23 protein-coding genes and 1 pseudogene are annotated in these 23,275 nt (G+C 63.9%); 13 read left to right on the top strand and 11 right to left on the bottom strand.

Translation table 11 applies throughout. The annotated features are described in order from the left end of the window. The first annotated feature begins 10 nt into the window (after positions 1-10). Positions 11-799, top strand: coding sequence for an AraC family transcriptional regulator (locus QFZ94_RS03770; protein ID WP_429455630.1), 789 nt, complete (start codon positions 11-13; stop codon positions 797-799). Between the two features lie 64 nt (positions 800-863). Here QFZ94_RS03770 and QFZ94_RS03765 read toward each other — a convergent pair whose 3' ends face one another. Beyond that, positions 864-2,465 carry a DHA2 family efflux MFS transporter permease subunit gene (locus tag QFZ94_RS03765; RefSeq protein WP_429455629.1) on the bottom strand — a complete coding sequence of 534 codons (1,602 nt, stop codon included), beginning with the start codon at positions 2,463-2,465 and terminating at the stop codon, positions 864-866. Positions 2,466-2,678: 213 nt separating this feature from the next. On the opposite strand from QFZ94_RS03765, the gene QFZ94_RS03760 reads away from it, so the two are divergent. Both QFZ94_RS03760 and QFZ94_RS03755 read left to right on the top strand, forming a co-directional pair. Next, positions 2,679-3,353 (top strand): alpha/beta hydrolase, encoded by a 675-nt coding sequence (locus tag QFZ94_RS03760; protein ID WP_429455628.1) that lies wholly within the window; start codon positions 2,679-2,681, stop codon positions 3,351-3,353. A gap of 188 nt (positions 3,354-3,541) precedes the next feature. After that, positions 3,542-4,594, top strand: a complete 1,053-nt coding sequence (locus tag QFZ94_RS03755) for a rod shape-determining protein (protein ID WP_368583688.1) — start codon at positions 3,542-3,544, stop codon at positions 4,592-4,594. An 84-nt stretch (positions 4,595-4,678) separates the two neighbouring features. On the opposite strand, the gene QFZ94_RS03750 is transcribed toward QFZ94_RS03755, so the two are convergent. The 4 genes and pseudogenes from QFZ94_RS03750 to QFZ94_RS03735 all read right to left on the bottom strand — a co-directional run. Then, on the bottom strand, positions 4,679-4,972 hold the full coding sequence (locus QFZ94_RS03750) for a contact-dependent growth inhibition system immunity protein (protein ID WP_368583689.1): 294 nt from the start codon (positions 4,970-4,972) through the stop codon (positions 4,679-4,681). Positions 4,973-4,983: 11 nt separating this feature from the next. Next, a complete protein-coding gene (locus tag QFZ94_RS03745; RefSeq protein ID WP_429457693.1) occupies positions 4,984-5,268 on the bottom strand; it encodes an RNase A-like domain-containing protein in 285 nt (94 codons plus the stop codon). Positions 5,269-5,295: 27 nt separating this feature from the next. After that, complete coding sequence (locus QFZ94_RS03740) at positions 5,296-6,333, bottom strand: IS481 family transposase (protein ID WP_429455627.1); 1,038 nt, start codon at positions 6,331-6,333, stop codon at positions 5,296-5,298. A 118-nt stretch (positions 6,334-6,451) separates the two neighbouring features. Further along, positions 6,452-6,889, bottom strand: a pseudogene (locus tag QFZ94_RS03735) (RNase A-like domain-containing protein); the annotation flags it as partial. A gap of 166 nt (positions 6,890-7,055) precedes the next feature. On the opposite strand from QFZ94_RS03735, the gene QFZ94_RS03730 reads away from it, so the two are divergent. After that, positions 7,056-7,916, top strand: coding sequence for an alpha/beta fold hydrolase (locus tag QFZ94_RS03730; RefSeq protein ID WP_429455626.1), 861 nt, complete (start codon positions 7,056-7,058; stop codon positions 7,914-7,916). A gap of 65 nt (positions 7,917-7,981) precedes the next feature. Here QFZ94_RS03730 and QFZ94_RS03725 read toward each other — a convergent pair whose 3' ends face one another. Further along, a complete protein-coding gene (locus QFZ94_RS03725) occupies positions 7,982-8,383 on the bottom strand; it encodes a hypothetical protein (protein ID WP_368583691.1) in 402 nt (133 codons plus the stop codon). A gap of 385 nt (positions 8,384-8,768) precedes the next feature. Here QFZ94_RS03725 and gltA point away from each other — a divergent pair, with 385 nt between their 5' ends. The 4 genes from gltA (at position 8,769) to QFZ94_RS03705 (ending at position 13,965) form a co-directional block, all read left to right on the top strand. After that, positions 8,769-10,067, top strand: a complete 1,299-nt coding sequence (gene gltA / locus QFZ94_RS03720; RefSeq protein ID WP_429455625.1) for a citrate synthase — start codon at positions 8,769-8,771, stop codon at positions 10,065-10,067. Positions 10,068-10,380: 313 nt separating this feature from the next. Beyond that, positions 10,381-12,663 (top strand): amylo-alpha-1,6-glucosidase, encoded by a 2,283-nt coding sequence (locus tag QFZ94_RS03715; RefSeq protein ID WP_368583693.1) that lies wholly within the window; start codon positions 10,381-10,383, stop codon positions 12,661-12,663. After that, positions 12,660-13,286 carry a DUF429 domain-containing protein gene (locus QFZ94_RS03710; RefSeq protein ID WP_368583694.1) on the top strand — a complete coding sequence of 209 codons (627 nt, stop codon included), beginning with the start codon at positions 12,660-12,662 and terminating at the stop codon, positions 13,284-13,286. The genes QFZ94_RS03715 and QFZ94_RS03710 overlap by 4 nt, the downstream gene beginning before the upstream one ends. A gap of 22 nt (positions 13,287-13,308) precedes the next feature. Then, the gene (locus QFZ94_RS03705; protein ID WP_429455624.1) at positions 13,309-13,965 is read left to right on the top strand and encodes a hypothetical protein; all 657 of its coding nucleotides are present in this window, start codon (positions 13,309-13,311) and stop codon (positions 13,963-13,965) included. 5 nt (positions 13,966-13,970) lie between these two features. Here the strand turns inward: QFZ94_RS03705 and lhpH are convergent, their stop codons facing one another. Both lhpH and QFZ94_RS03695 read right to left on the bottom strand, forming a co-directional pair. Continuing rightward, positions 13,971-14,978: a trans-3-hydroxy-L-proline dehydratase gene (gene lhpH / locus QFZ94_RS03700; protein WP_429455623.1), complete on the bottom strand. Its 1,008-nt coding sequence runs from the start codon at positions 14,976-14,978 to the stop codon at positions 13,971-13,973. A 28-nt stretch (positions 14,979-15,006) separates the two neighbouring features. Further along, positions 15,007-16,128 carry a branched-chain amino acid ABC transporter substrate-binding protein gene (locus QFZ94_RS03695; protein ID WP_429455622.1) on the bottom strand — a complete coding sequence of 374 codons (1,122 nt, stop codon included), beginning with the start codon at positions 16,126-16,128 and terminating at the stop codon, positions 15,007-15,009. Between the two features lie 186 nt (positions 16,129-16,314). On the opposite strand from QFZ94_RS03695, the gene QFZ94_RS03690 reads away from it, so the two are divergent. Both QFZ94_RS03690 and QFZ94_RS03685 read left to right on the top strand, forming a co-directional pair. Then, entirely contained in the window at positions 16,315-17,040 is a 726-nt protein-coding gene (locus tag QFZ94_RS03690; protein ID WP_429455621.1) for a haloacid dehalogenase type II, read from the top strand. Positions 17,041-17,259: 219 nt separating this feature from the next. Beyond that, positions 17,260-17,535 carry a hypothetical protein gene (locus QFZ94_RS03685; RefSeq protein ID WP_429455620.1) on the top strand — a complete coding sequence of 92 codons (276 nt, stop codon included), beginning with the start codon at positions 17,260-17,262 and terminating at the stop codon, positions 17,533-17,535. Positions 17,536-17,623: 88 nt separating this feature from the next. Here QFZ94_RS03685 and QFZ94_RS03680 read toward each other — a convergent pair whose 3' ends face one another. Together QFZ94_RS03680 and QFZ94_RS03675 are read right to left on the bottom strand one after the other, a co-directional pair. Then, positions 17,624-17,899, bottom strand: coding sequence for a hypothetical protein (locus QFZ94_RS03680; RefSeq protein ID WP_429455619.1), 276 nt, complete (start codon positions 17,897-17,899; stop codon positions 17,624-17,626). Between the two features lie 250 nt (positions 17,900-18,149). After that, the gene (locus tag QFZ94_RS03675; RefSeq protein WP_429455618.1) at positions 18,150-19,907 is read right to left on the bottom strand and encodes a winged helix-turn-helix domain-containing protein; all 1,758 of its coding nucleotides are present in this window, start codon (positions 19,905-19,907) and stop codon (positions 18,150-18,152) included. Positions 19,908-20,180: 273 nt separating this feature from the next. Here QFZ94_RS03675 and QFZ94_RS03670 point away from each other — a divergent pair, with 273 nt between their 5' ends. Next, entirely contained in the window at positions 20,181-21,035 is an 855-nt protein-coding gene (locus QFZ94_RS03670; protein WP_368583702.1) for a MurR/RpiR family transcriptional regulator, read from the top strand. A gap of 160 nt (positions 21,036-21,195) precedes the next feature. On the opposite strand, the gene QFZ94_RS03665 is transcribed toward QFZ94_RS03670, so the two are convergent. Beyond that, entirely contained in the window at positions 21,196-21,366 is a 171-nt protein-coding gene (locus QFZ94_RS03665; RefSeq protein WP_368583703.1) for a hypothetical protein, read from the bottom strand. Here QFZ94_RS03665 and QFZ94_RS03660 point away from each other — a divergent pair. Together QFZ94_RS03660 and QFZ94_RS03655 are read left to right on the top strand one after the other, a co-directional pair. Then, positions 21,349-22,677 (top strand): aspartate aminotransferase family protein, encoded by a 1,329-nt coding sequence (locus tag QFZ94_RS03660; RefSeq protein ID WP_429455617.1) that lies wholly within the window; start codon positions 21,349-21,351, stop codon positions 22,675-22,677. The two genes, QFZ94_RS03665 and QFZ94_RS03660, sit on opposite strands and share 18 nt — an antisense overlap. A 34-nt stretch (positions 22,678-22,711) precedes the next feature. Beyond that, a complete protein-coding gene (locus QFZ94_RS03655; RefSeq protein ID WP_429455616.1) occupies positions 22,712-23,266 on the top strand; it encodes a carboxymuconolactone decarboxylase family protein in 555 nt (184 codons plus the stop codon). The last annotated feature ends 9 nt before the right edge of the window (positions 23,267-23,275 follow it).

Below are 23,275 nucleotides of genomic sequence, written 5' to 3'. Positions count from 1 at the left end.
AGCAGACACCATGACGGAAGCCTTCGATCCGGACGGCATTGAGCCAGCGGTCTTCGTGGTCGGCGAGCGCCATGCGACGCTGGACGGGCCGTGGCGCGCGTATCGGCGCGCGCATCTGATTCACGTCAGCGAAGGCGTGCTGACGGTGCGCACGAAGTCCGGCCGCTGGGTCGTGCCGCCCGCCCGCGCGCTGTGGATTGCCGCGAATACGCCGCACTGCCTGCACGCGAGGCGGCCCGTGCAGTTGTATTCGCTCTACGTCGCGACCGGTTCCGCGATGGACGCCACCGCCGACCCCGCCTTAGACCCCGCGCCGCTACCCACGCAGACCGGCGCGCTGATCCCCGACACGCTGGTGCAGGCGCTGCTCGCCACCGCGGCCGATCTGCCGCACGATCACCCTCCCGACGAACCCGCCCGCCGTCTGCTGCAGGTGCTGCTGGATCGCGTCGCCGGCTTGCCCGCCGCGCCGCTCGGCCTGAACTGGCCGGGCGATCCGCGCGCGCAGCGCATCGCCGAGGCGCTCAGCGCGAATCCCGCGCAATCGCTGGTGCTCGAGGAACTCGCCGCGGCCGCCGGCGTGACCGCGCGCACGGCCGCGCGTCTGTTCGCGAAGGAAACGGGGCAGACCTTCGGGCAATGGCGCCAGCAGTTGCGCCTGCTAGCCGCGCTCGAACATCTCGGCGCCGGTGAGAGCGTCACGCAGGTGGCGCTCGAAGTCGGCTATAACGACGTGTCGTCGTTTATCGCGGTGTTTCGCGATGCGTTCGGCGACACGCCGGCGCGCTATTTCCGCTGACGCAAGCTCGCGGCCACTCCCCAGCCACCGCGCGAGCGTCGCCTCGCGCGCTACCGAAGCTGCGTCAATGCGCGCCGGCCGCATCCGGGCCACCGCCGCCTTTGGCTGGCCGCGTGATCCAGATCAGCGGAATGATCAGCACGAAGATGATCGCCGACACAAAGAAGATGTCGTTCAGGCCCATCATCGCGGCCTGGGTGTTCACGGTGAAATCGAACAGCGCATCCGCCGATTGCGGACTCAGATGCAGCACCGACTGCGTATTGTCGATCTGCTGCGCGAACAACGGGTTGTCGACCGACGCCTGTTCGGTGAGCCGCACGTGATGCAGGATCGTGCGGTTGTTCCATGCGGTACCCGCGATCGACGTGCCCACCGCGCCGCAGAACACGCGCACGAAATTCGATAGACCCGCCGCCGCCGGAATCCGGCTCTGCGGCTGGCCGGACAGGATGATCGCCGTCAGCGGCACGAAGAACAGCGCCATCGGAATGCCTTGCAGCAGCGTCGGCAGCACGAGGTGCCACGTGTCGATCTCGATCACGTACTTCGAGCGCATGTAGAACACGATCGCGAAGCCGACGAACGCGACCGTCGAGATCACGCGCGCGTCCGAGTGCGGCAGCACGCGGCCGAGTATCGGCGCAAGAATGATCGCGAAGATGCCGAGCGGCGCGGTGACCAGACCGGCGTCGATCGAGCGGTAGTTCAGATACTCCTGCATCCATTGCGGCAGCAGCACCAGATTGCCGAAGAACACCCCGTATGCAACCGAAATCGCGATCGTGCCGCCGAGAAAATTGCGCTGCTGAAAAAGCCGCAGATCGACGATCGGATGCTCTTCGGTCAGCTCCCAGACGAGGAAAAACGCAAAGCTGATCAGCGCGACGAGGCCGAGAATCGAGATCACCGGCGACGAGAACCAGTCGAGATCCTTGCCCTTGTCGAGCATGATCTGCAGCGACGCGACCCACGTGATCAGCAGGCCGAGGCCGACCACGTCGATCGGCGGTTTGCGCGTCGGCGATTCGCGGGTGCGGTAGATCATCCACGTGACGCCGGCCGCGAACAGGCCGACCGGGATGTTGATGTAGAAGATCCACGACCAGCTGTAACTGTCGGTGATCCAGCCGCCGAGCGCCGGACCCGCGATCGGGCCGACGGTGGCGGTCATCGCCCACAACGCGAGCGCGGTCGACGATTTCTCTTTCGGATACGAGCCGAGCAGGATCGCCTGCGACAACGGAATCAGCGGGCCGGCCACGGCGCCCTGGAATACCCGCGCGAGCAGCAGGATCGGCAGCGTCGGCGCGACGCCGCACAGCCAGGACGCGAGCGTGAACGACAGGATCGCGCCGACGAACAGCTTCACCTGGCCGATGCGCTGCGTGAGCCAGCCGGTCAGCGGAATCGCCACTGCGTTGGAGGCCGCGAACACGGTGATCACCCACGTGCCTTCGTCGACCGAGACGCCGAGGTTGCCCGAAATGGTCGGAATCGCGACGTTCGCGATCGACGTATCCAGCACGTTCATGAAGGTGGCGAGCGCGACCGCGATCGTCGCGAGAACCAGCCGGCCGCCTTCGAGAGGCGCGGGCGGCGGCGGTGGCGCGGGGGGCTGAGGCGGCGGCGACGCGGAATCAGGCGCGGAGTTGGGCTGGCTCAAACGGCGTTCTCCGGATGGTTTGCCTCGGACCGTGCGGCGCGGCGGCGGGTCCGTCGATGCGCAAAAGCATACCCGCATTCGCCCGCCGGCGTCGGCCGCAGCCGCGGCCGATGCGGCTCCCGGCGACGCGAACGCGGCACGCGGCGTATGCTCGCGGCTAGGGCTGAGCCACCACGGCCAGAGGCACTAAACCACGGAAAAAAGGACACCACCATGAGTTGGCAGCAATTCGAACACGGCTGGCGGCGCGCGCCGAACACGGCACCGCCGAACGCGCCCGCGACGAGCCTCGTCGTGCTGATGCACGGCGTCGGCAGCAACGCGCGCGATCTGATGCCGCTCGCCGATATCTGGAGCGACGAGCTGCCCGGCACCGCATTCGTGTCGCTCGACGGCACGGATCCGTTCGACGGCGGCTTCGGTGGCCGCCAGTGGTTCAGCCTGCGCGACGTCGACGGAGCGAACCGCGAGGCGCGCGTCGCCGCCGCCTATCCGGCGCTGCGCCGCGTGCTCGATGCAGAGCTTGCGCATTGGCAGTTGTCTTTCGATCGGCTTGCGCTGGTCGGCTTCTCGCAAGGTTCGATCATGGCGCTGCATCACGTCGCGTCTAGCGCGGAGGGCGCGGCGGGCGTCGTCGCGTATTCGGGGCGGCTCGCCTCGCCGATCGTCTCGTCGAACCGCGCGACGCCGCTCACGCTGGTCCACGGCGAGGACGACGAGGTGATCCCGGTGCGCGAACTCGAATTCGCGGCCGACGCTTTCAGCGCCGCCGGCTACCCGGTCGACGCCTACATGCTGCCCGGCGTCGGCCATACGATCACGGCCGACGGCGTCGCGCTCGGCCGTGACGCGCTGGAACGCGCACTGGGCAAGCTGTCGCGCGATTGACACAACTCCGATAGAAAGCGGGCCTAAAGATTCTGATGAGCTTGCCGACATACGGGCAATAGCTTGAAAATCACCCCCGCCGCGCGGGAAGCGCAACGCCCAGCGGGCGTGTCGCGCGGCTTCGGGGACCCGGGGGCGCATTTCCAAACCGCCCAAGAAGGCGGATAACGACACATCAGAGCCTGCATATGGCCAGACCGACGCCGCATTACCCGCTCTTTGAGCGATTGTTCCGCCACTCCGTGGCGGTGGATCTCGGCACGGCCAACACCCTTATCTATACCGACGACGGCGGCGTCGTGCTGAACCAGCCGTCCGTCGTGTGCTTCGAGACGCAGCCCGCGAGCGGGGCGAAACGGATCGCCGCGATCGGCGCCGAGGCGCGCCAGCTGCTCGGCCGCGCGCCGCGCAATCTCGAAACGGTGCGGCCGATGCGCCACGGCGTCATCGCCAACTTCGCCGCCGCCGAACACATGATCAAGCAATTCGTCGACATGGCGCGGCCGCGCTCGCTGTTCAGCCGGCGCGCGGCATTCACGCTGTGCGTGCCGGCCGCGGCGACCCATGTCGAGCGCCGCGCGATCCGCGAAGCGGCCGAGGCGGCCGGCGCGTGGAAGGTCAGCCTGATCGGCGAATCGCTCGCGGCCGCGCTCGGCGCGGGGTTGCCGGTGCGCGATGCGACCGGCTCGATGGTGGTCGACATCGGCGGCGGCACCACCGAGGTCGGCGTGATCGCGCTGGGCGGCACCGCGTATAGCGGCTCGGTGCGCGTCGGCGGCGACAATTTCGATGCGGCGATCATCAGCTACGTGCGCAATCTGTACGGTGTGCTGCTCGGCGAGCAGACCGCCGAGCACGTGAAGAGAGCCATCGCCTCGGCCGTGCACGACGTGCCGCTCGAGCAGATCAACGCAACCGGCCGCAGCGTCGACGACGGGCTACCGCGCACGGTGCAGCTGAGCAACCGCGATATTTCGGAGGCGATCGAAGCGCCGCTGAGTCAGGTGATCGGCGCGGTGAAGCGCGGGCTCGAATCGGCCCCCGCTGAACTCATAACGGACATCGCTTACAAGGGCATCGTGCTGACCGGTGGCGGCGCGCTGCTCCGCAATCTGGGGCGGCGTTTGAGTGAGGAAACCGGCCTCGACGTGCACGTCGCCGACGAACCGCTGACCTGCGCGGTGCGCGGCGCTGGGGCGGCGGCAGCGGCGGGGTGGGTGGACGAAGCCGGGGACGCGTGAGCGGTGGGCGGGGGTTGGTTGCCTGCCAAATTGCGCATGCACCGGCTGACATCGAATCTTCCGCGCGCGGCGACGACCAATGGATTACGCGCTCAGAAGGCGCTCCAATTCGTCGAGAAACGATGCAGTCGTATGACTCCACAACTTAGGGTCAAACTGCGAGCCATATGCTTCTTCGAACGCAGCGTCCAGATGGTCGGAATGTGCCTTCCTGAAACTCTCGATTTCAACAAGGATGCCCTTGATGCTTTCTGTGGAGCTATCCCGTTTATAGCAACCTACGATAGCTTCAATGGTGCTTCCCCAGTACGAGCAATCCTCGTTGAGGTACACACCAAAAAGCTGATTGAGTTCGGGATACAGTGGATTCTCTTTCATAAGCGCTTTTCTCACAGACCGACGAAAGCCGTTAGGACGTAATACGGCATGCCATTGTAGGTCTCACGCTTGAGCACAACCAGAATCTTGTTTCCCTTCACGAGCCGGCCCGTTTTTCTGACGACCCCATAACCGACATCTCCGGATACGTGTTTTGTTATACGCAGCGGGGCACGCATTCCGGTTGACTGCGCCCACAGACGAATCCGGTCGGCGTCGGCCATCATCACTTTCGAAATCGCTCTCTCAGCCGTTCTCTGGTCTTTAAATGTATTAGCCGGGACTTGATCTGACAGGTAGTCGAGCCGAAAAAGAACGAGTCATCAATGGGGGATGAGTTTCTCCTTGGCGAGTTCGAGCGAATCGAGGAAAGTGCGCATCGGCGTCTTGCCATAACACCAGCGTCCCTGATGCTCACGTTCATTGTTGTACTGATCGAGCCACGCATCAAGGTCCGTCTGCAAGGTGGCAATCGAGTCGTAGATCTTCTTGCGGAAGGTGATGCGATAGAACTCGTTGAGCATGGTCTTGTGCAGCCGTTCGACGATCCCGTTGGTTTGCGGCGACTTGGCCTTGGTTCGGGTATGGTCGATGTCTTCCAAGGCCAGATACAGTTCGTATTCGTGATGCTCGGGGTTGCCGCAGTATTCGGTCCCGCGATCTGTCAGCACGCGTAGCAGTGGAATGCCAAAACCATCGAAGAACGGAACAACGCGATCGTTGAGCAGGTCAGCCGCCGGCAAGGGCGTCTTGCGATCGTAGAGCTTGGCGAACGCAACCTTCGAGTAGGTATCGACGAAAGTCTGCTGGTAGACACGACCGACGCCCTTGAGGCTGCCGACATAGAACGTATCCTGTGCGCCGCAGTAGCCCGGACATTCGGATTCGAATTCTCCGTGCACTTCCTTCTCGTGCTTGGCGCGTTCGAGCGCGACGAGCTGCGCCTCAGTCAGCACTAACCCCTCCTGGGCGGATTTGGCTTCCAAGGCCTTCAGGCGCTTCGGCATGGTCTCGAGATCGTGGCGCAACCAGATACTACGGACGCCTTGGGGCGAGACGGATAGGGCATGCCGTTTGAGCACTTCGTTGGCGATACGCACCTGACCGTACGCGGGCAATTCGAGGGCCAGTTCGACAACGGCGGCCTCGACTTGCGGGTCCACGCGGTTCTTGAGCAGCGGCCGGTGGTGGGAAATCTCCTGCAGCGCAGCTTCGCCGCCTCGATCGTACAGTTCCTTAAATCGGTAGAAGCTGTCGCGCGAGTAACCCATCACGCGGCAGGCCTGACTGACGTTGCCGAGTTGCCGGGCCAACTCAAGTATGCCGACCTTGGCACGAATTACCTTCCGATCCTGAGTCATGGCGGACTCCTTGCTGTTCGCGGCTCGCATTGCCGCTACGGGCTACGCCCTCCGCGGCAACGCGAGCCACCAGGAAAAACCAAACCACTGTCAGATTTAATCTAGTCCACCGCACTTTAAATGACGTCGCTGCTGGTATCCAAGGTTCGTCTATCAGCCGTTGTCGCAACCACGCCTCATCTTTTCCGACATGCTTCAAAAGCGTATGGCCGCCGATCCCGTTCAGCGTTTTTGCTTCATGCTCCTTCAGTCTGATCCGGCCCATCGTTACGCTGGCCGCGCGTGCAGCCTTGACCGAGCCGGCGAAGCCAAATGGCACGACCATATCGATCGACAGGCCGATATTGTGCGCCATGTCAGGTGGTGCTTTCATCGTCGCGGCCAGCTTGCTCGTGCCCTGCTGGATCAGTTTGGCAGTATCCTGGCCCGTCCAGATTTAACGCAAACCCGCCGAAGCGGTATCTGAGCCATGGACGCCGAACACAACACATCCAGCCTTGCTCGCCATTGTCGGTTCCGGCAGCACACACAGAGCAGCCGCCCCGACCATCTCCAGCGTGGTCGGGGCACCTTGCGGACATCTACCCGACGCGTCGCCGGAGCCTATGTGACAATACGCGTCGCGTCCCGTTTCCCGAGCCGCCGATACGCCCGCTTCTCAATGCCCGTTGCCCGCCCCGCGCACATCCGCGCCCCGATGCCGCGCTGTCCGTAAACCAACCGTGAATCAATCCGTCTCCGCTTCGTCTCTGTCGTCATCGCCATCCTTCATCGACCTACGTAGCGGCTTGCGCATGCCTTACATCGAGGCCGGCGCCGGCGAACCGCTGCTGTTCGTGCACGGCTCGTTGTGCGACTACCGCTACTGGCAGCCGCAACTGGCGGGTCTGTCGAAGCGCTATCGCTGCGTCGCGGTCAGTCTCACGCATTACTGGCCAGTCACCAATAGCGAGGCGGACCTGCCGTTCAGCTGGAGCAGCCACGCCGATGAAGTGGCGGAGTTCATCGCTGGTTTCGGCGCGGGGCCCGCGCATGTGGTCGGGCATTCGCGCGGCGGTTGCGTCGCCTATCATTGCGCGCGACGCCATCCCGAACACGTGCGTACGCTGACACTCGCCGATCCGGGCGGCCCGCTGCAGATCGCCGGACGTCCGCCCGCGAGCGTGCCGGAGCCGGTCAACGCATTGCGCGCGAAAGCGGCTCAACTGATAGAAAGCGGCGCGGTCGAAGCAGGCTTGCAACTGTTCGTCGATTCGGTGAGCCGTCCCGGCTTCTGGGCGATGAGCACGCCGGGCTTTCGCCGCATGGCGACCGACAACGCGCACACGCTCGCGCGGCAATTCCGCGATCCGCTACCCGCCTACGTGCCCGAGGACGCGGCGGACCTGCGCTGCCCGGTGCTGCTGATCGACGGCGAGAAAAGTCCCGACATGTTCCACCGCACGGTGACGGCGTTGCAGGGATGGTTGCCCGATGCGCGCCGCGAAACGGTGCGCGGTGCGTCGCACGGCATGAACCTCGCGCACCCGTCCGCGTTCAATCGTTACGTGGATGAATTCATTCAGGCCGTGAGCGCGCGCTGAGGAAGTGAAGCGAACATCAACGGGCGATCGGCCGGCGCGTCGCCGCCGATCGTCCGTTGACAGCATCAGGCCTTGCGATGCGCGTCTTTGTCGAGCGCGCGTTCGGCCGCTTCGCCGACGAGCCCGTGATAGTACAGATGCACGCCGATCGCGAGCGAATCGTTGCGGATTTCGTGGAACACCTTCCACGCCTTCACCGGGTCCGTGAACAGCAGATAGTGTGCTTCCCGCGCGATCAGAGCCGCGACCTCATGCAGGCCGTGTCCATGCAGCACGTCGACGAGCGTGTCGAGGCTGCGATGGGTGCGCGCGTCGGTGCGCGGATAGAGCATGTGCAGCACCGCAACGTCCTGGGTCTTCAGCGCCGCCGACAACGCGACGACGATATCCTGATGATTCAGCGCGGTGACCGTGTGGTCTTCGGTATGGACGTGATCCGGAAACAGCGTTTCGAGAGAGGCATTCATCTGTATTCGTCCTGCTTTTCTGTGTGATCAAAAAAGCCCGCTTCGAATCGCGGGCCGCAAGCATCAATGCACGCACCCAGTATCGCAGACGGATCGAGCCCGACGCAGCCTGCTGGCAGCAAAACATTGTTGCAGCTGGTGTTCCGACTTTCGAACAACTTTCATCGGCAGCGCGATGCCAGCGCCCCGTGCCGACAACGAATGTTGCGCACGCGGAGATGGACTGTTGCGAGCAATCGACGCAATCAACGACACGCCGGCCCGTAGAATGCGCAGCGGAACCTGAGCATGCCCGTACCGGTTCGAGAGCGGCGACGTCGCGCCTCGCCGTACGACCGCGATGCATGCCGGTACGACTGCGGTATCAAGCAAAAGGAACACGTAGATGAACTCGAAGTCACACGCAACGCTGAGTTTTTCCGACAGCGACCAGACCATCGATCTGCCGATCTATCAGGGCTCGTTGGGCCCGGACGTGATCGACATCCGCAAGCTGTACGGCCAGACCGGCAAATTCACGTACGACCCGGGCTTCATGTCGACGGCGGCGTGCAACTCCGAAATCACGTATATCGACGGCGACAAGGGCGAGTTGCTGTACCGCGGCTATCCGATCGACAACCTCGCGCAGAACGCCGACTTCCTCGAAACCTGCTACCTGCTGCTGAAGGGCGAACTGCCGAACGCGCAGCAGAAAGCCGAGTTCGAGAACACCGTCAAGCAGCACACGATGGTGCACGAGCAGATGCACTTCTTCTTCCGCGGCTTCCGTCGCGACGCGCACCCGATGGCGATTCTGGTTGCCGCGGTCGGCGCGCTGTCCGCGTTCTATCACGACTCGCTCGACATCACGAGCCAGCAGCATCGCGACCTATCGGCGATCCGCATGATCGCGAAGCTGCCCACGCTGGTTGCAATGGCGTACAAGTACAGCATCGATCAGCCGTTCGTGTATCCGAAGAACGACCTGTCGTACAGCGCGAACTTCATGCGCATGATGTTCGCGAATCCGGCCGAGGAGTACGAGGTCAACGACGTGCTGGTGCGCGCGCTCGACCGCATCCTGATCCTGCACGCGGACCACGAGCAGAACGCGTCGACGTCGACCGTGCGTCTCGCCGGTTCGTCGGGTGCGAATCCGTTCGCGTGTATCGCGGCGGGTATCGCGTGTCTGTGGGGCCCGGCGCACGGCGGCGCGAACGAAGCCGCGCTGAACATGCTGGAAGAAATCGGCTCGGTCGACAACATTCCCGAGTTCATCGAGCAGGTGAAGGACAAGAACTCGGGCGTGAAGCTGATGGGCTTCGGCCACCGTGTGTACAAGAACTATGATCCGCGCGCGAAGCTGATGCGCGAAACCTGCCACGAAGTGCTCGAAGAGCTGGGCCTGCACGACGACCCGCTGTTCAAGCTCGCGATGGAACTCGAAAAGATCGCGCTCGAAGACGAATACTTCGTGTCGCGCAAGCTGTACCCGAACGTCGACTTCTACTCGGGTATCGTGCAGCGCGCGCTGGGCATTCCGACGTCGATGTTCACGTGTATCTTCGCGATGGCACGCACGGTCGGCTGGATCGCGCAGTGGAACGAAATGATCGCCGATCCTGAGCAGAAGATCGGTCGTCCGCGTCAGCTGTTCATCGGCGAGACGCTGCGCGAGGCGAAACCCGTCGCAAAGCGGTAACAGGCCGGATCGACGCCCACCAACGCGTTTGACGACGGTCCCGAACCCACGGCTCACGAGGCCGTGGGTTTTTTGCGTTCCGCCGCATGCACGTCCTGTGCCACCGAAACCGGCGTCAAAAAATGGCGCAAAAAGCCGAAACTCCTACGCGATAACTTCGTCTCACGCCCTCAGAGCCTCTACAATCGGATGGGCTGGCTGGCCGACCGGGGCCGGCCAACCGTGGGGGCGGCCAGGCCGGCCACCCCGGCGGCGAATCCGAGGCGAGACCCGAAGTGCAACTGAAAGCAGCAGCGAATTCATAGGAGCGACCTTGAAACAGCAGCCAGAAGCCCTCGGCGGGCTGACCCACTCGGGCGGCGTCGATCATCGCGATCCCGAGCAGGACGGCGTCTTCATCCCGACGGAAAACCTCAACGTCGCGAGCGCCACGCAGCACGTGCTCAAGTCGGGCGACACCTTCATCGTCAACGATCCGCTCGGCGATATCACAGGTCACGACGACGGCCTGTTCGTCAACGACACCCGCGTGATGTCGCAACTGCGGCTGACCTTCGGCGGGCGCGCGCCGTCGCTGCTGTCGGGCAGCGTCAGCAGCGACAACACCACGTTCACCGCGCATCTGACCAACCGACCGCTGCCGCCGCTCGGCGGTGACAGCACTCCCGAAGGCGTGATCCACGTCGAGCGCGTGCGCGTGCTGTCGGGCACCGTGCTCAACGAGGCGATCGAACTCACGAACTACGGCACGAGCGACGCGACCGTGCCGCTGTCCATCTCGTTTTCCAGCGATTTCCGCGACATGTTCGAAGTGCGCGGCCTGAAGCGCGACAAACAGGGTCGCGTGCAGCCCGCGCGGGTCGAGAATCAGCAGGTACTGCTCGGCTACGTCGGTCTCGACGACGTCGCGCGCAACGTGCAGATCGCGTTCTCGCCGCAGCCGGACAAGCTGTTCGCCGACCGCGCCGACTACACCGTCAAGCTGCCCGCGCAGGCATGCGTGTCGATCTATCTGTCGGTGGCCGTGCATGTCGTGCCGATGACCAGCAAGCCCGGCGCCGACGTGTCGCAGCCCGTGCACGCGCTGAGCGAGGCGCATTTGTCGCAGATCGACGCGGAACGCCCGCGCGTCGGGCGTGCGGCGGTACGCGCGGCGCTGGTGGATGCCCATCTGGTGATGCGCGAGCGACGCCGCGCGAGCGCGCGCGTGCGTACGAGCAACCCGCTGTTCAACGCATGGATCGACCGCTCGTTCGCCGACCTGGAACTGCTGACGACGGATCTCGCGACTGGCCCGTACCCGTACGCGGGCATCCCATGGTTTTCGACCCCGTTCGGCCGCGACGCGGTGATCACGTCGCTGCAAACACTGTGGCTGCAGCCGCATCTCGCGGCTGGTGTGCTGCGCTTTCTCGCCGAGCACCAGGCGCGCGAGAACTCGCCGTTTCGCGACGCCGCGCCGGGCAAGATCATGCACGAGATGCGCAAGGGCGAAATGGCCGCGGCCGGCGAAGTGCCGTTCGCGCTGTACTACGGCGGTGTCGACACCACGCCGCTGTTCATCGTGCTGGCTGGCGCCTACGCGGCCCGCACCGGCGACATCGGGTTGATCGACGAATTGTGGCCCGCGCTCGAACGCGCGGCGCAGTGGGTCGCGGGCGTGTGCGACAAGAACCGGTACGGACTGCTCGATTACCAGCGCGAATCGGATGGCGGCCTCGCGAATCAGGGCTGGAAAGATAGTCACGACTCGGTGTTTCATGCGGACGGGCGCTTCCCCGACGGCCCGATCGCGCTGGTCGAAGTGCAGGCCTATGCGAGCGCCGCGTTCGACACGATGGCGCGCTTCGCGAAGCTGCGCGGTCTGCGCGACGCGGCCGCGCAGTATGCGGAGCGCGCGAAGAAGATCCGTCGCTGCGTCGAAGAAAAGTACTGGATGGACGAGGTCGGCTTTTACGGCATCGCGCTCGACGGTCATGGCGAGCTGTGTCGCGTGATGGCGTCGAACGCGGGGCATCTGCTGGCGTTCGGCCTGCCCACGCGCGAGCGCGGCGAAGCGTTGGTGCGGGCGCTCGACTCGACGCTGTTCCACACCGGCTGGGGCGTGCGCACGCTAGCGGCGAGCCAGGCGCGCTTCAATCCGATGGCGTATCACAACGGCTCGGTTTGGCCGCATGACAACGCGCTATGCGCGCGCGGGCTGTCGCGCTATGGCGCGAAGGGGTCGGCCGTGAAACTGCTGCAGGCGCTGTTCGAGGCGGCGGTGAATTTCGACATGCGCTTGCCGGAACTGTTCTGCGGCTTCCCGCGACGCCGCGGCGAGCCGCCCACGGCCTATCCGGTCGCGTGTTTGCCGCAGGCATGGGCGGCCGGCTCGCCGTTCATGATGCTCGAGGCGTGTCTGGGCATCACGATCGACGCCGAGCGCCGCGAGGTGCTGATCGAACAGCCGATGCTGCCCGAAGGCATCGACTGGCTCGAGGTCAGCGATCTGCGGGTCGGCGATGCGTCGGTGTCGATCACGTTCCGCCGGATCGGCGAGAAAGTGGTGGCGTCGGCGGAGCAGGGCGATGTGAGGGTGGTGGCGCTGCTTTGACGCCGCCGACGGTAGCGGGCATCGATGTCGGCGGGGACCGGAAGGGCAACCATCTGGTTATCCTGCGCGGCACCCGGATGCTGTGCAATCTCGCCAACGCGACCCCCGAACAGATGCTCGAGCGGTGTCGCGCGCACGAGGTGGCGGCGGTCGGCATCGATGCGCCGTGTCGCTGGCGAACGGGCGCGGCGGGAAGGCTGGCCGAGAAGGAACTCGCGCGGCAGCGGATCTTTTCGTTCGCGACACCGGCTCGCGAACACGCGATGGCCACTAAAAGCGGCTTCTATGGATGGATGTTCAACGGCGAGCGCATCTACGACGCATTCGCCGCCCAGTTTGCGCTTTTCGACGGCGGCGAAAAAATCACGGGTCGCGTGTGCTTCGAAACGTTTCCTCACGCGATCACATGCGCTTTTCTCGGGACGGACGTTGCATCCGCGAAGCAAAAAGGCCCGCAGCGCCGGGCTATTCTCGAACGGGAAGGCATCGCGACTGCGCCGCTGACATCGATCGACGATGTCGACGCGGCGCTATGCGCGTTGGCGGCACGTTATCTGCTCGAAGGCAGAGTCGATATATACGGTGACGAGTCGGGCGGATTCATCGTGGTGCCTGGACTTTGACGCTCACATTCTCGGAGGACGGGTGCACTTGGCACGACGTATCGGAGTATTGCTGCTATCCCTGGCGGCGTTGGGTTCGACCGCGGCGTCGGCGAACGACATTCAGTGTGCAACCACACAGCAACCCGCTGAGCGCGTCATTTGCGATCACGCGATCCTGAACAACGAGTACGACGACATCTTCGCGCAGCAACAGGCACTGCTCGGCAGCGGCAAACTGTCGTCCGCGCAACTGGCGCAGTGGCGGCACGCGCGCAACGCCTGTATCGATGTGCACTGCGTGGATGGCGTATTCGATAAGTGGAAGACGATGGCGCGGGCGCTCGAAGCTGGTCCGCAGGCGGCCGCGTCCGTCGTGGTGCCTTCTCAAACCACGATGGCGCCTGTCGGACCCAATCCGGAAGCGCCTGCTGTCGCGTCCGCGCCTGACGTGCCGCAGGCGTCGCAGGCCTCGCCGACATCGGAGGCTTCTCTGGTACGTCAAGGTAGCGCCGCCGGTGTGGCGCTTCCGCAACCGGTCGCGCCGGCGGCTTCAGCGCCGGTGGCTGCCTCGGCGGCGCCCCGTGCGGCCAGCAGCATGACCGGTCTGCCCAGCATGGGTGCCGGCCTGATCGTGGTCCTGCTGGTTGCGCTCGGGGCCGGTGTGTACTTCGCGCTTCGGAACCGGGGGAGAGCTTGAGGCGATTATCGGACGAGGAAACCGTAAGTTAGCGGGTCACGCTCGTCCACGATCCAGGTTGCGAAGCCGCAAACATAGGCGCTGCCCTCGACCTCTGGGATGACCGCCTTGAAGTCGCCGACGGTCGCCTCGCTGAGTACGCGCCCCTTGAAGACCGTGCCGATGATGGATTCGTTCACGAGTGTCTCGTTCATGGCCAGTTTCCCGCGCAGATAGAGTTGCGCGACGCGTCCGCCCGTCCCTGAGCCGGTGGGCGAACGGTCCACCTCACGGTCGGCGAACACGCAACAGTTGGCTTGGGTCGAGCCTTCGTGCCGCGGCGGATTGGCAATGATGGTGCCGTAGATGTGGTTGATTTCCGGGATGTCGGGGTGCTCAACCGGGTACGCGTGATTGGCAGCTTGTTTGACCTCGGCGCCAAACCGGATGAGTTCCTCGACAGAAGACTCGCGGACTGAGAGACCGTGCGGCGCACCGTCCGTATAGAAGTAGAACGCACCACCGAATGCGATGTCACCCTTTACTTTGCCAAACGACGGCGTCTGAACCGTGACATCCGTTTTCCAGATGAACGATGGGACGTTCACGAAACGTACGTTGCCGGCGTGTTCACCATCCCATTGCACGAAGGCCTCGATGAAACCGCACGGAGCGTCGATGCCAATGCGCGTCTCGGGAATCTGGCGCTGAACCCAGCCCAACTCGACCGCCGCGGTGGACAGCGCGATCACGCCGTGCCCGCAGTGGTCGCTATAGCCCTCGTTGTGGACGAAGATGATCCCGAAGTCTGCCGTGGGACTAACGGGTTCGGTCAGATATCCGCCGTACATGTCCGCATGACCACGCGGTTCGAACATCAGCGCGGTACGAATTTCGTCGGCGTTCTCTTTCAGCCACGCGCGACGTTTGACGATGGTGTCGCCGGGAAGGCGAGGCAGCCCGCTCGTCACGATACGGAACGCTTCGCCGCCGGTATGAACCTCGACTGTTGAAATGGTGCGACTGATTTTCATGGGTGCGTTGGAGTTCCTCGGTTGAACGTCACTGCCCGTACGGCACCGGAAGGCCGTTTCTGATCACATAGACGGTCGTGGGTGCGCCCTTCAGATCGCCGTTTTCATCGAACGAGTAGGTGCCTGCCACGCCCTTGTAGTTGGTCTTTGCCAACTGGGCGATGAGCTTTGCCTTGTCGGTCGTGGTGCCCGCTTTGACCATCGCATCGGCCAGCAGTTTTACGCCGTCGTAGTAGCTGACCGCATAGACCTGCGTATCGGTGTTGAAAGCGGCCTTGTATTTCTGCAGAAACTCGCGGCCGGCCGGGGTCTTGTCGAGCGCAATGCCGCCCTGGGCGCAATACACGATGGACGCGGCATCACCGGCGACCTTACCCATATCGGCCGAGCAAATGCCATCGCCGCCAAGCAGCTTGGCACGCAGTCCGCGGGCGCGCATCTGCTTGGCCATCGGCGCGCCCTGAGCAGCGTATCCGCCGAAGAAGACGACATCCGGATTTTTGGCCTTGATGCTGGTCAGAATGCCGAGGAAGTCGGTCGCCGACGAGTTCGTGAACTGCTGGTCCACGATCTGGATTCCGTTTGCCCTGGCCTCTTTGATGAACTGCTCCGCCACGCCTTGCCCATAGGCCGTGCGGTCGTCGATCACCGCGGCGGTCTTGGCCTTCAATGTCTTGGCCGCAAACTGGCCCATCGTCCCGCCTAGCTGCTCGTCGCTCGCGCCGATACGGAAGATGTTCTTGAAGCCTTGCTTCGTCAACGCCGGGTTGGACGCAACCGGCAGCATCGGCACGCCGCCCGTGTTATAGACGCGCGATGCCGGAATCGCCACGCCCGAGTTGTACGGGCCCAGCACGGCGATCACGCCGCTGTCGACGAGTTTCTGCGCGACTTGAACGCCGATCTTCGGGTCTGCCTGGTCGTCTTCGGAGTCCAGTTTGAACGTGACTTTCTGGCCAGCTACCGTGACACCGCTCTTGTTGAGTTCGTCGATAGCGAGGCGGGCGCCGTTCTCGTTGTCCTTTCCGTTCGGCGCCTGGGGACCCGTGAGCGGAGCCGAGTGACCGAGCGTGACCACCGATTGAGCGTTGGCGGTTGCGCAGATGCCGGCGGCAGTTAGGATAGCCATTGTTATGACGAGGTGTCGCATGGAGTCTCCAGGTGTTGGACCGGGTTGATCAGATTAGCTCCGCTTCGGCGTGGGATCGCATTCGGGAAAACGCCAGGGTTGGCGAAGAGAAATGAAGCTGTCGCTTCGCCGCTGCATTAAAGTTCTGGTTCCGGCGCTTGCTCAATCCACTGTGGTCTTCATCATGGACATCTGACAGGAGGAGTCGTGAAACTGACCGATTTCGATGCACTGACTTTTGACTGCTACGGCACCTTGATCGACTGGGAGAGTGGCATCTTTGAAGCCCTGAAGCCTCTGCTGGAGCGAGCGAGGACGCCGCTCACGCGTGACCAGGTTCTCGAAGCCCACGCTCGCCACGAGTCGTCGCAGCAGATCTTCACGCCCGCGAAGCGTTATCAGGAACTGCTGTCCATCGTGTATAAGCGCATGGCAGAAGAGTGGGGCCTGCCCCACACCCACGAAGAATGCGTGGCGTACGGCCAGTCGATCAGAAACTGGCCGGCATTCCCCGATTCGGCAGCCGCGCTGCAATATCTGAAGCGGCACTACAAGCTGATCATCCTGTCGAACATCGACAACGAAAGTTTCACCTACAGCAACGCGAGGCTACAGGTTGAGTTCGATGCGATCATCACGGCGGAGGACGTCGGCTCCTACAAGCCGTCGCCGCGCAATTTCGAGTACATGCTTCAGAAGCTCGATCAGCGGGGCATCAGGAAGGAAAAAATCCTGCACACCGCAGAAAGCCTTTTCCATGACCACAAGCCCGCAAACGAGTTCGGGCTGGCGTCGTGCTGGATTTACCGGCGTCATTCGCAGCCGGGCTTCGGCGCGACGATGGACCCGGGCTCGCAGCCGAACATAGACTTCCGCTTCAACAGCATGGCTGACTTCGTCGACGCGCATCGGCAAACGCTGGTGAAGCGCTGACGCAACGCAGAGCGGGCGGCGACATCAGCCCCCACTGCCGATCGAAAATTAAGGGCCTCTCTAGCCACCGTCTATTTGCCCGCACGTGCTATCGGCGCAATATCGCCGTCAAGGCGTGCGCCGACCGGCCATTGGCGCCGAATCTCCGCCCGCCCCGACCGGCCATGCTTGCGGACCCACCGCAGCCGCCATCCTTCTTCATTATTCCGGAGAAGCGAAATGAAACTGTCTGGAATCTCCGTGGCCGCCGCGGCCGCGGCTTTTGCGTTTGTCGGTACCTCCGCTTACGCGCAGGCGCAGGCCACCGCCGACACCTCGCCGCCCGTCGTCGACCAGAACACGCTTACCGCCGTCGGCGGCTCACCTGGGCCGCAAAGCGCTATGGGTGCACCAATCGGCAAGACCCGCGATCAGGTTCGTCGCGAGACCATCGAGTGGCAACACGATCCCGAAGCTCAGCGACGCGAGAAGGAACTGTTCAATGGTGGCCAGTGACCGCGCAACCCGCCCGGCGCGTATCGATCGAGCCGGGCGGATGGAATCACCGGGTGAGCCAGCCTCGCGTGCAGGTTGCGCAATGCTCTTATGGCTGTTTATACAGGTCCTGGATGCGCTGTGCGTCGCCGTTGCGTTGCGACTCGACCATCTCGCGATAAACCTGATCGCGGGTCTTGCCCATGGGAGCGCCCATGGCGGTTTGGCCCGCCGGCGAGCCGCCGACGGCGGTAAGCGTGTTCTGGTCGGCGATGGGCTGCGACATCTCGGCCGTGGTCTGGGCCTGCGTTTGCGCATGAGCGGCGGTCCCAACCAATGCAAGGGCCGCGGCGGCGCCGGCCGCGGCCATTCTCAGCAGTTTCATTTTGCTATCTCCTGACAGTGGAACAGGATGGCGGCTGCGGTGTACCGCAAGTTCCGCCGGCCGGGGCGGACGGGCGTTTGACACGAATGGTCGATCGGCGCACGCCGTGAACCAGATCTTGCGCCGATAGCCCGGGCGGGCAAATAGACCGCGGCTAGAGAGAACCTTAATTCTTGTTCCCGCGAACTCTTCACCAGCAGGTTCGGAGTTGGGAGCCTGGACGCCGTCGATATCAGCCGCGCTGTATGGTTCAGACGCCGATCTGCTTTTCGAGGCTGTCGAACCGGCCGCTCGACCGCCAGCGCTCGAACCACGGATTCGTGCGCAACTCGCAGAGCCGCGATGAGCGATCATCGAGCGCGACGTCGAGCCAGTGGAACATGTCCTCAGGTTGCCCCAGACGCGCGTGGATCTCGGCAAGCAACAACGGAGACGTATAGCTTTCGCGATAGCGCGACAGCAGATCCGTACGCAGCCATTGCAGTACCGCGTCATGGCCGCCGCTGTCCCAACACTCGCGAATCGTCTGGGAGCGCGGTAGTTCGTTACAGCGGATCAGCGCTTCGACCGTGGCGTCCACCGACTCCTTGAGCAATCCCTTCACCTCGAACGCGGTCGCGATCAGCTGGTACATCAGCGGAGCGCGCTCGTCCGTCGCGCGGCTGAAGCATTCGCGCATCGCCTGCTGGTGATTACCTGACAGAATCAGATCGAAAGCTCGCGAGCCCTGAAACGCGAATGGATCCACCTGTTCAGCGCGCTTTTTCAGCACCTGGCCTTCAGCGTCGCGGCCGAGAGCCATCAACATGCGTGCATAGAGGCGATTGGCTTCCGGATGACTCGGATTGAGATGCAGCGCACGCAAAAACTCCGCTTCTGCCTTCGGCCAGTCCCAGTCGTAGAAATAGTGGACCGCCGCCATCGCATGATGGGCTTCGGGCAACTCGGGGTCGAGTTCGAGCGCACGCTCGGCCGCGGTACGCGCGAGCGGCCAGCCTTGCGCCGGTGGATCGAAGCCATGCACGACGGTCGCGCCATGGAAAAGCGCGAGGCCGGCGTAGCCAAGCGCATACGCCGGATCGTGCTCGACGGCACTCTCGAAGTAGCTATGGCTGCGAAAAAAGTCCTCGCCGCTGAGCGCATGCGTGGCCGAAAAACATGGATCGAAATGGACGCGTCGATACCAGTAGTAGCGACCGCGCAGATATGCGTCGTGAGCCTCGGGCACGACGGGCAAGCGTCGCGCGAGCGCGGTCAGCTGATGCTGCGTCAAGGTAGGCGTGACCTCGGCGGCGAGCGCCGCGCCGAGTTGCTGCAAGTTGCTTAGCGCGCCCGCCGAGGCCGGCTCATAGGCGTGGCTCCAGATCTGCGTCTGGTCCGCGCAGCGGATAAGTTGGGCAAGGATTCGAAAGCGACGGCCCTCGCGCATCAGTGATCCTTCGAGCACGTAGTCAAGCCTCAATTCCCTCGCGATTTCGGCGATGCTCTTGCCCGCGCGACGGTAGTACGCAGCGGTCGTTCGCGCGATCACGGCAAGCCGCTCCGCGCCTGCATTTCCGAGCGTGGCGGATATTTCGGCAGCGAGCGCTTCGCAGAGGACGTCCTGATTCTTATCGCCCGTCATGTTGTCGAACGGCAGCACCATCACGCGCACCGGCTGTGCTGCCGCAGCTACCGGCTCGTCGGGCCTGCTGATGCCGTCCAGCCTGTACCCTTTGCCTTTAATCGTTTTCACGTAGCGAGGCGCAATCGGATCGTCGCCCAGTGCGAGACGGATCTTGTAGATCGCGGTGTTAATGCCATTGTCGGTATCGTGAAAGCTTCCCGGGCTCCACAACGCATCGATGATGTCCGCGCGCGAGACCGCCTCGCCCTTACGCGACGCGAGCAGAATCAGCAGTTCCATCGGCAGATGTTCGAGGCGGACTTCGTCGCCGGCGCGCTTTAACTCGTAGCGCTCGATGTCGAGTTCGAATTCCGCGAACCTGACTACTCCGTTGGTCTTCATCGGCTTGTCCGTATGGGCGGGCAGCGCGGCGCCCCTCCCTCATACGCGGATCGTTTCAATTTCTCATAGTAGGAAAGATCCCAGATAATGAAGGACAAATTGCCCCGCGTCGGGCCGGATAAACCTGGGCTGCGTTTCGTCTTCCGCCGCCTCGGGAAGGCTAGCCGATGCCGGTGCGAGCCCCGTCGGTGGCTGCCTTCACTGCGTTGAAATGTGCGTACCCGGTGGTAACATTTGTTGTCATCTCTTATCCCGGCGTCGCGCCACCTCAACATGCCAGACAGCTTCGATCAGCTCGTCGCCCTGATCCGGGCACGCTTCCCCGAACTGAGCCCGCAGTTCCAGATGGGCGCGGGATTCCTGCTCGATCATCCCGACGAGGTCGCGGTGTCGTCGATGCGTAAGGTCGCCGAGCGCGCGCAGGTGCAGCCGGCGTCGCTCGTGCGGCTGTCGCAGCAACTCGGTTTTCCCGGCTGGAACGAATTGCGCGATCTGTTCGTCGCGCGCGTGCGCACGCGGCCCGAGCCGTTGACGAGCCGGGCGCGCTCGATGGTCAAATCGAAAGATGCGCTCGCGAACGACCTGCTCGCCGCGCAGCAGCACAATCTCGAAACGACCGCCGCGCATAACGGTCGCGTGATCGTCGAGGCCGCGCGGGTGTTGCGGCGCGCGCCGCACGTGCACGTGGCGGGCTTCCGCTCGTGTTACCCGGTGGCGTTCGGCCTCGTCTATGGTTACCGGCTGTTTCGGCCGTCGGTATCGCTGCTCAACGGCGAGGCCGGCACGCTAGAAATGCAGCTGCGCACGATCGAGCGCGACAGCGCGACCATCGTCATCAGCTTCGCGCCGTATTCGGTCGAAGCCGCGCGCGTCGCCGAGGCTGCGCTCGAAAAAGGCAGCAAGCTGATCGCCATCACCGACAGCGCGGTGTCGCCGATCGCGCTGAACGCCGACAAGGTGTTGATCTTCTCGCACGAAAGCCCGTCGTTCTTTCCGTCGCTGGTGGCCGCCACCGCGATCACCGAAGCGCTGGTCGCGCATCTGCTCGCGCTCGAAGGCGCTGATGCGCTCGAACAACTCGCGCTCGCCGAACAATCGCTGCACGCGAAGGGCGCATACGTGCCTTGAACGATTGCGTGACGCACGCCGCGCTCCACCTGGTGCCATCCAACAACGTTTGACAACAAATGTTGTGTAGGCGTATAACTACGTACCGATTGTTGATTGTCGGTGCGGCCCGTGGCGTCGAGGCAGCGACAACCCGCACCGTTCCGACGACGAAAACACCTTAGGCGCCCGCGCTGTTCGAAATCGGCAGCGCGGGCGTGTGGATGAACGCGTATCGCCAGCGGCAATGCGTGTTCGACACTTTCATCGCGTGCGCGACGCCCGAGCCGGCCTGCGTTTCAGTCCGCACCTCCATCAGCAGGAGCTGAACATCATGACCAACGTTTTTCATCGTTCTCCGAAGCAGTCCTTGCCGGTGGCCGTCGCGGGCGACGGCATCGAAATCATCGACTCCACGGGCAAGCGCTATATCGACGCGTCGGGCGGCGCCGCCGTGTCGTGCCTCGGCCACAGCAACCAGCGCGTAATCGACGCGATCAAGCGGCAGGCGCAACAGCTGCCGTACGCGCACACGTCGTTCTTCACGACGGAGCCGGCCGAGGAATTGGCCGACCGGCTCGTTGCGAGCGCGCCGGCCGGACTGGAGCACGTGTATTTCGTGTCGGGCGGCTCGGAGGCGATCGAGGCCGCGCTGAAGCTCGCGCGTCAGTATTTCGTCGAGAAGGGCGAGACGCAGCGGCGTCATTTCATCGCGCGTCGGCAGAGCTATCACGGCAACACGCTCGGCGCGCTCGCGATCGGCGGCAATGCATGGCGCCGCGAACCGTTCCTGCCGATCCTGATCGAAGCGCATCACGTGAGCCCGTGCTATGCGTATCGCGAACAGCGCGCGGACGAAACCGAAGAAGCGTTCGCGCAGCGTCTGGCCGATGAACTCGAGCGGAAGATTCTCGAACTCGGCGCGGACACGGTCGCCGCATTCGTCGCGGAAACGGTGGTCGGCGCCACGGCGGGCGCGGTGCCGCCGGTGCGCGAATACTTCCGCAAGATCCGCGCGGTGTGCGACCGCTACGGCGTGCTGCTGATTCTCGACGAAATCATGTCGGGCATGGGCCGCACCGGCTATCTGTTCGCCTGCGACGAAGACGGCGTGGCGCCGGATATGCTGACGATCGCCAAGGGCCTTGGCGCGGGTTATCAGCCGATCGGCGCGACACTGGTCAGCGACCGCATCTATCAGACGATCGTCGGCGGCTCCGGCTTCTTTCAGCACGGTCATACCTATATCGGCCATGCGACCGCGTGCGCGGCCGCGCTCGAAGTGCAGCGCGTGATCGCGGAAGACAATCTGCTGGCGAACGTGCAGGCGCGTGGCGAGCAGCTGCGCGGCCGGCTGCGCGAACTGTATGCGCAGCATGCGCATATCGGCGACGTGCGCGGGCGCGGCTTGTTCGTGGGTGTCGAACTCGTGAAGGATCGCGTTACCAAAGAGCCGTTCGACGCCAAACTGAAACTGCACGCAACGATCAAACGCGAAGCGTTCGCGCGCGGCCTGATGGTGTATCCGATGGGCGGCACCGTCGATGGCAAGAGCGGCGACCATGTGCTGATCGCGCCGCCGTTCATCTGCACGGCGCGCGACATCGACGAAATCGTCAGCCGCCTCGACGATGCGATCGGCGCGTCGCTCGCCGCCATCTAAGCAGTCCAACCCATTGCCCTCAGCGAGAACGATGATGACCGAGCGCTTGCCTCACTTCGACACGTCCACCGCCACGCCCGAGCAGAAGGCGGTGCTCGACGAAATCCTGTCCGGCCCGCGCGGCAACCTGAACGGGCCGTTCCTCGGCTGGATTCACAGCCCGGCACTCGCGCAGCACGCGCAACGCCTCGGCGCGTTTTGCCGCTACCAGACCGGGCTGCCGCTGCGGCTGTCGGAACTCGCGATTCTGGTGACCGCTTCGCGCTGGCAGGCTCAGGCCGAGTGGTACATCCACTATCCGATCGCGCTGCAGGCGGGCGTGGGCGTTGCGGACGCCGAGACGATCCGCCAGGGGCGCCGCCCCGAATTCGCCGATGCCGACGACGCGCTGATCTACGACTTCGCAAGCGAACTGTATGAGACCAAGCGCGTATCGGACGCGACGTATGCGCAGGCGGTCGGGCGGTTCGGGCATCAGGTCGTGATCAACCTGGTCGGCCTGCTCGGCTACTACGCGCTGGTCGCGATGACGCTGAACGTGTTCGACATGCGCGCAGTGGGACAGGAAAGCCTGCCGTTTCCCGAATAGCGCTTTTAC

This window comes from Paraburkholderia sp. JPY465 (assembly GCF_050436725.1).
GTDB classification, from domain to species: Bacteria; Pseudomonadota; Gammaproteobacteria; order Burkholderiales; family Burkholderiaceae; genus Paraburkholderia; species Paraburkholderia youngii.
This window is presented reverse-complemented; position numbering and strand designations above follow the sequence as displayed.

Bases quoted from the DNA above. Each gene is read 5' to 3' on its own strand.
- QFZ94_RS03770 (WP_429455630.1), top strand. From the start codon at position 11: ATGACGGAAGCCTTCGATCCGGACGGCATTGAGCCAGCGGTCTTCGTG.
- QFZ94_RS03760 (WP_429455628.1), top strand. From the start codon at position 2,679: ATGAGTTGGCAGCAATTCGAACACGGCTGGCGGCGCGCGCCGAACACG.
- QFZ94_RS03755 (WP_368583688.1), top strand. From the start codon at position 3,542: ATGGCCAGACCGACGCCGCATTACCCGCTCTTTGAGCGATTGTTCCGC.
- QFZ94_RS03750 (WP_368583689.1), bottom strand. From the start codon at position 4,972: ATGAAAGAGAATCCACTGTATCCCGAACTCAATCAGCTTTTTGGTGTG.
- QFZ94_RS03740 (WP_429455627.1), bottom strand. From the start codon at position 6,333: ATGACTCAGGATCGGAAGGTAATTCGTGCCAAGGTCGGCATACTTGAG.
- QFZ94_RS03725 (WP_368583691.1), bottom strand. From the start codon at position 8,383: ATGAATGCCTCTCTCGAAACGCTGTTTCCGGATCACGTCCATACCGAA.
- gltA (WP_429455625.1), top strand. From the start codon at position 8,769: ATGAACTCGAAGTCACACGCAACGCTGAGTTTTTCCGACAGCGACCAG.
- lhpH (WP_429455623.1), bottom strand. From the start codon at position 14,978: ATGAAAATCAGTCGCACCATTTCAACAGTCGAGGTTCATACCGGCGGC.
- QFZ94_RS03695 (WP_429455622.1), bottom strand. From the start codon at position 16,128: ATGCGACACCTCGTCATAACAATGGCTATCCTAACTGCCGCCGGCATC.
- QFZ94_RS03685 (WP_429455620.1), top strand. From the start codon at position 17,260: ATGAAACTGTCTGGAATCTCCGTGGCCGCCGCGGCCGCGGCTTTTGCG.
- QFZ94_RS03680 (WP_429455619.1), bottom strand. From the start codon at position 17,899: ATGAAACTGCTGAGAATGGCCGCGGCCGGCGCCGCCGCGGCCCTTGCA.
- QFZ94_RS03675 (WP_429455618.1), bottom strand. From the start codon at position 19,907: ATGAAGACCAACGGAGTAGTCAGGTTCGCGGAATTCGAACTCGACATC.
- QFZ94_RS03670 (WP_368583702.1), top strand. From the start codon at position 20,181: ATGCCAGACAGCTTCGATCAGCTCGTCGCCCTGATCCGGGCACGCTTC.
- QFZ94_RS03660 (WP_429455617.1), top strand. From the start codon at position 21,349: ATGACCAACGTTTTTCATCGTTCTCCGAAGCAGTCCTTGCCGGTGGCC.
- QFZ94_RS03665 (WP_368583703.1), bottom strand. From the start codon at position 21,366: ATGAAAAACGTTGGTCATGATGTTCAGCTCCTGCTGATGGAGGTGCGG.
- QFZ94_RS03655 (WP_429455616.1), top strand. From the start codon at position 22,712: ATGACCGAGCGCTTGCCTCACTTCGACACGTCCACCGCCACGCCCGAG.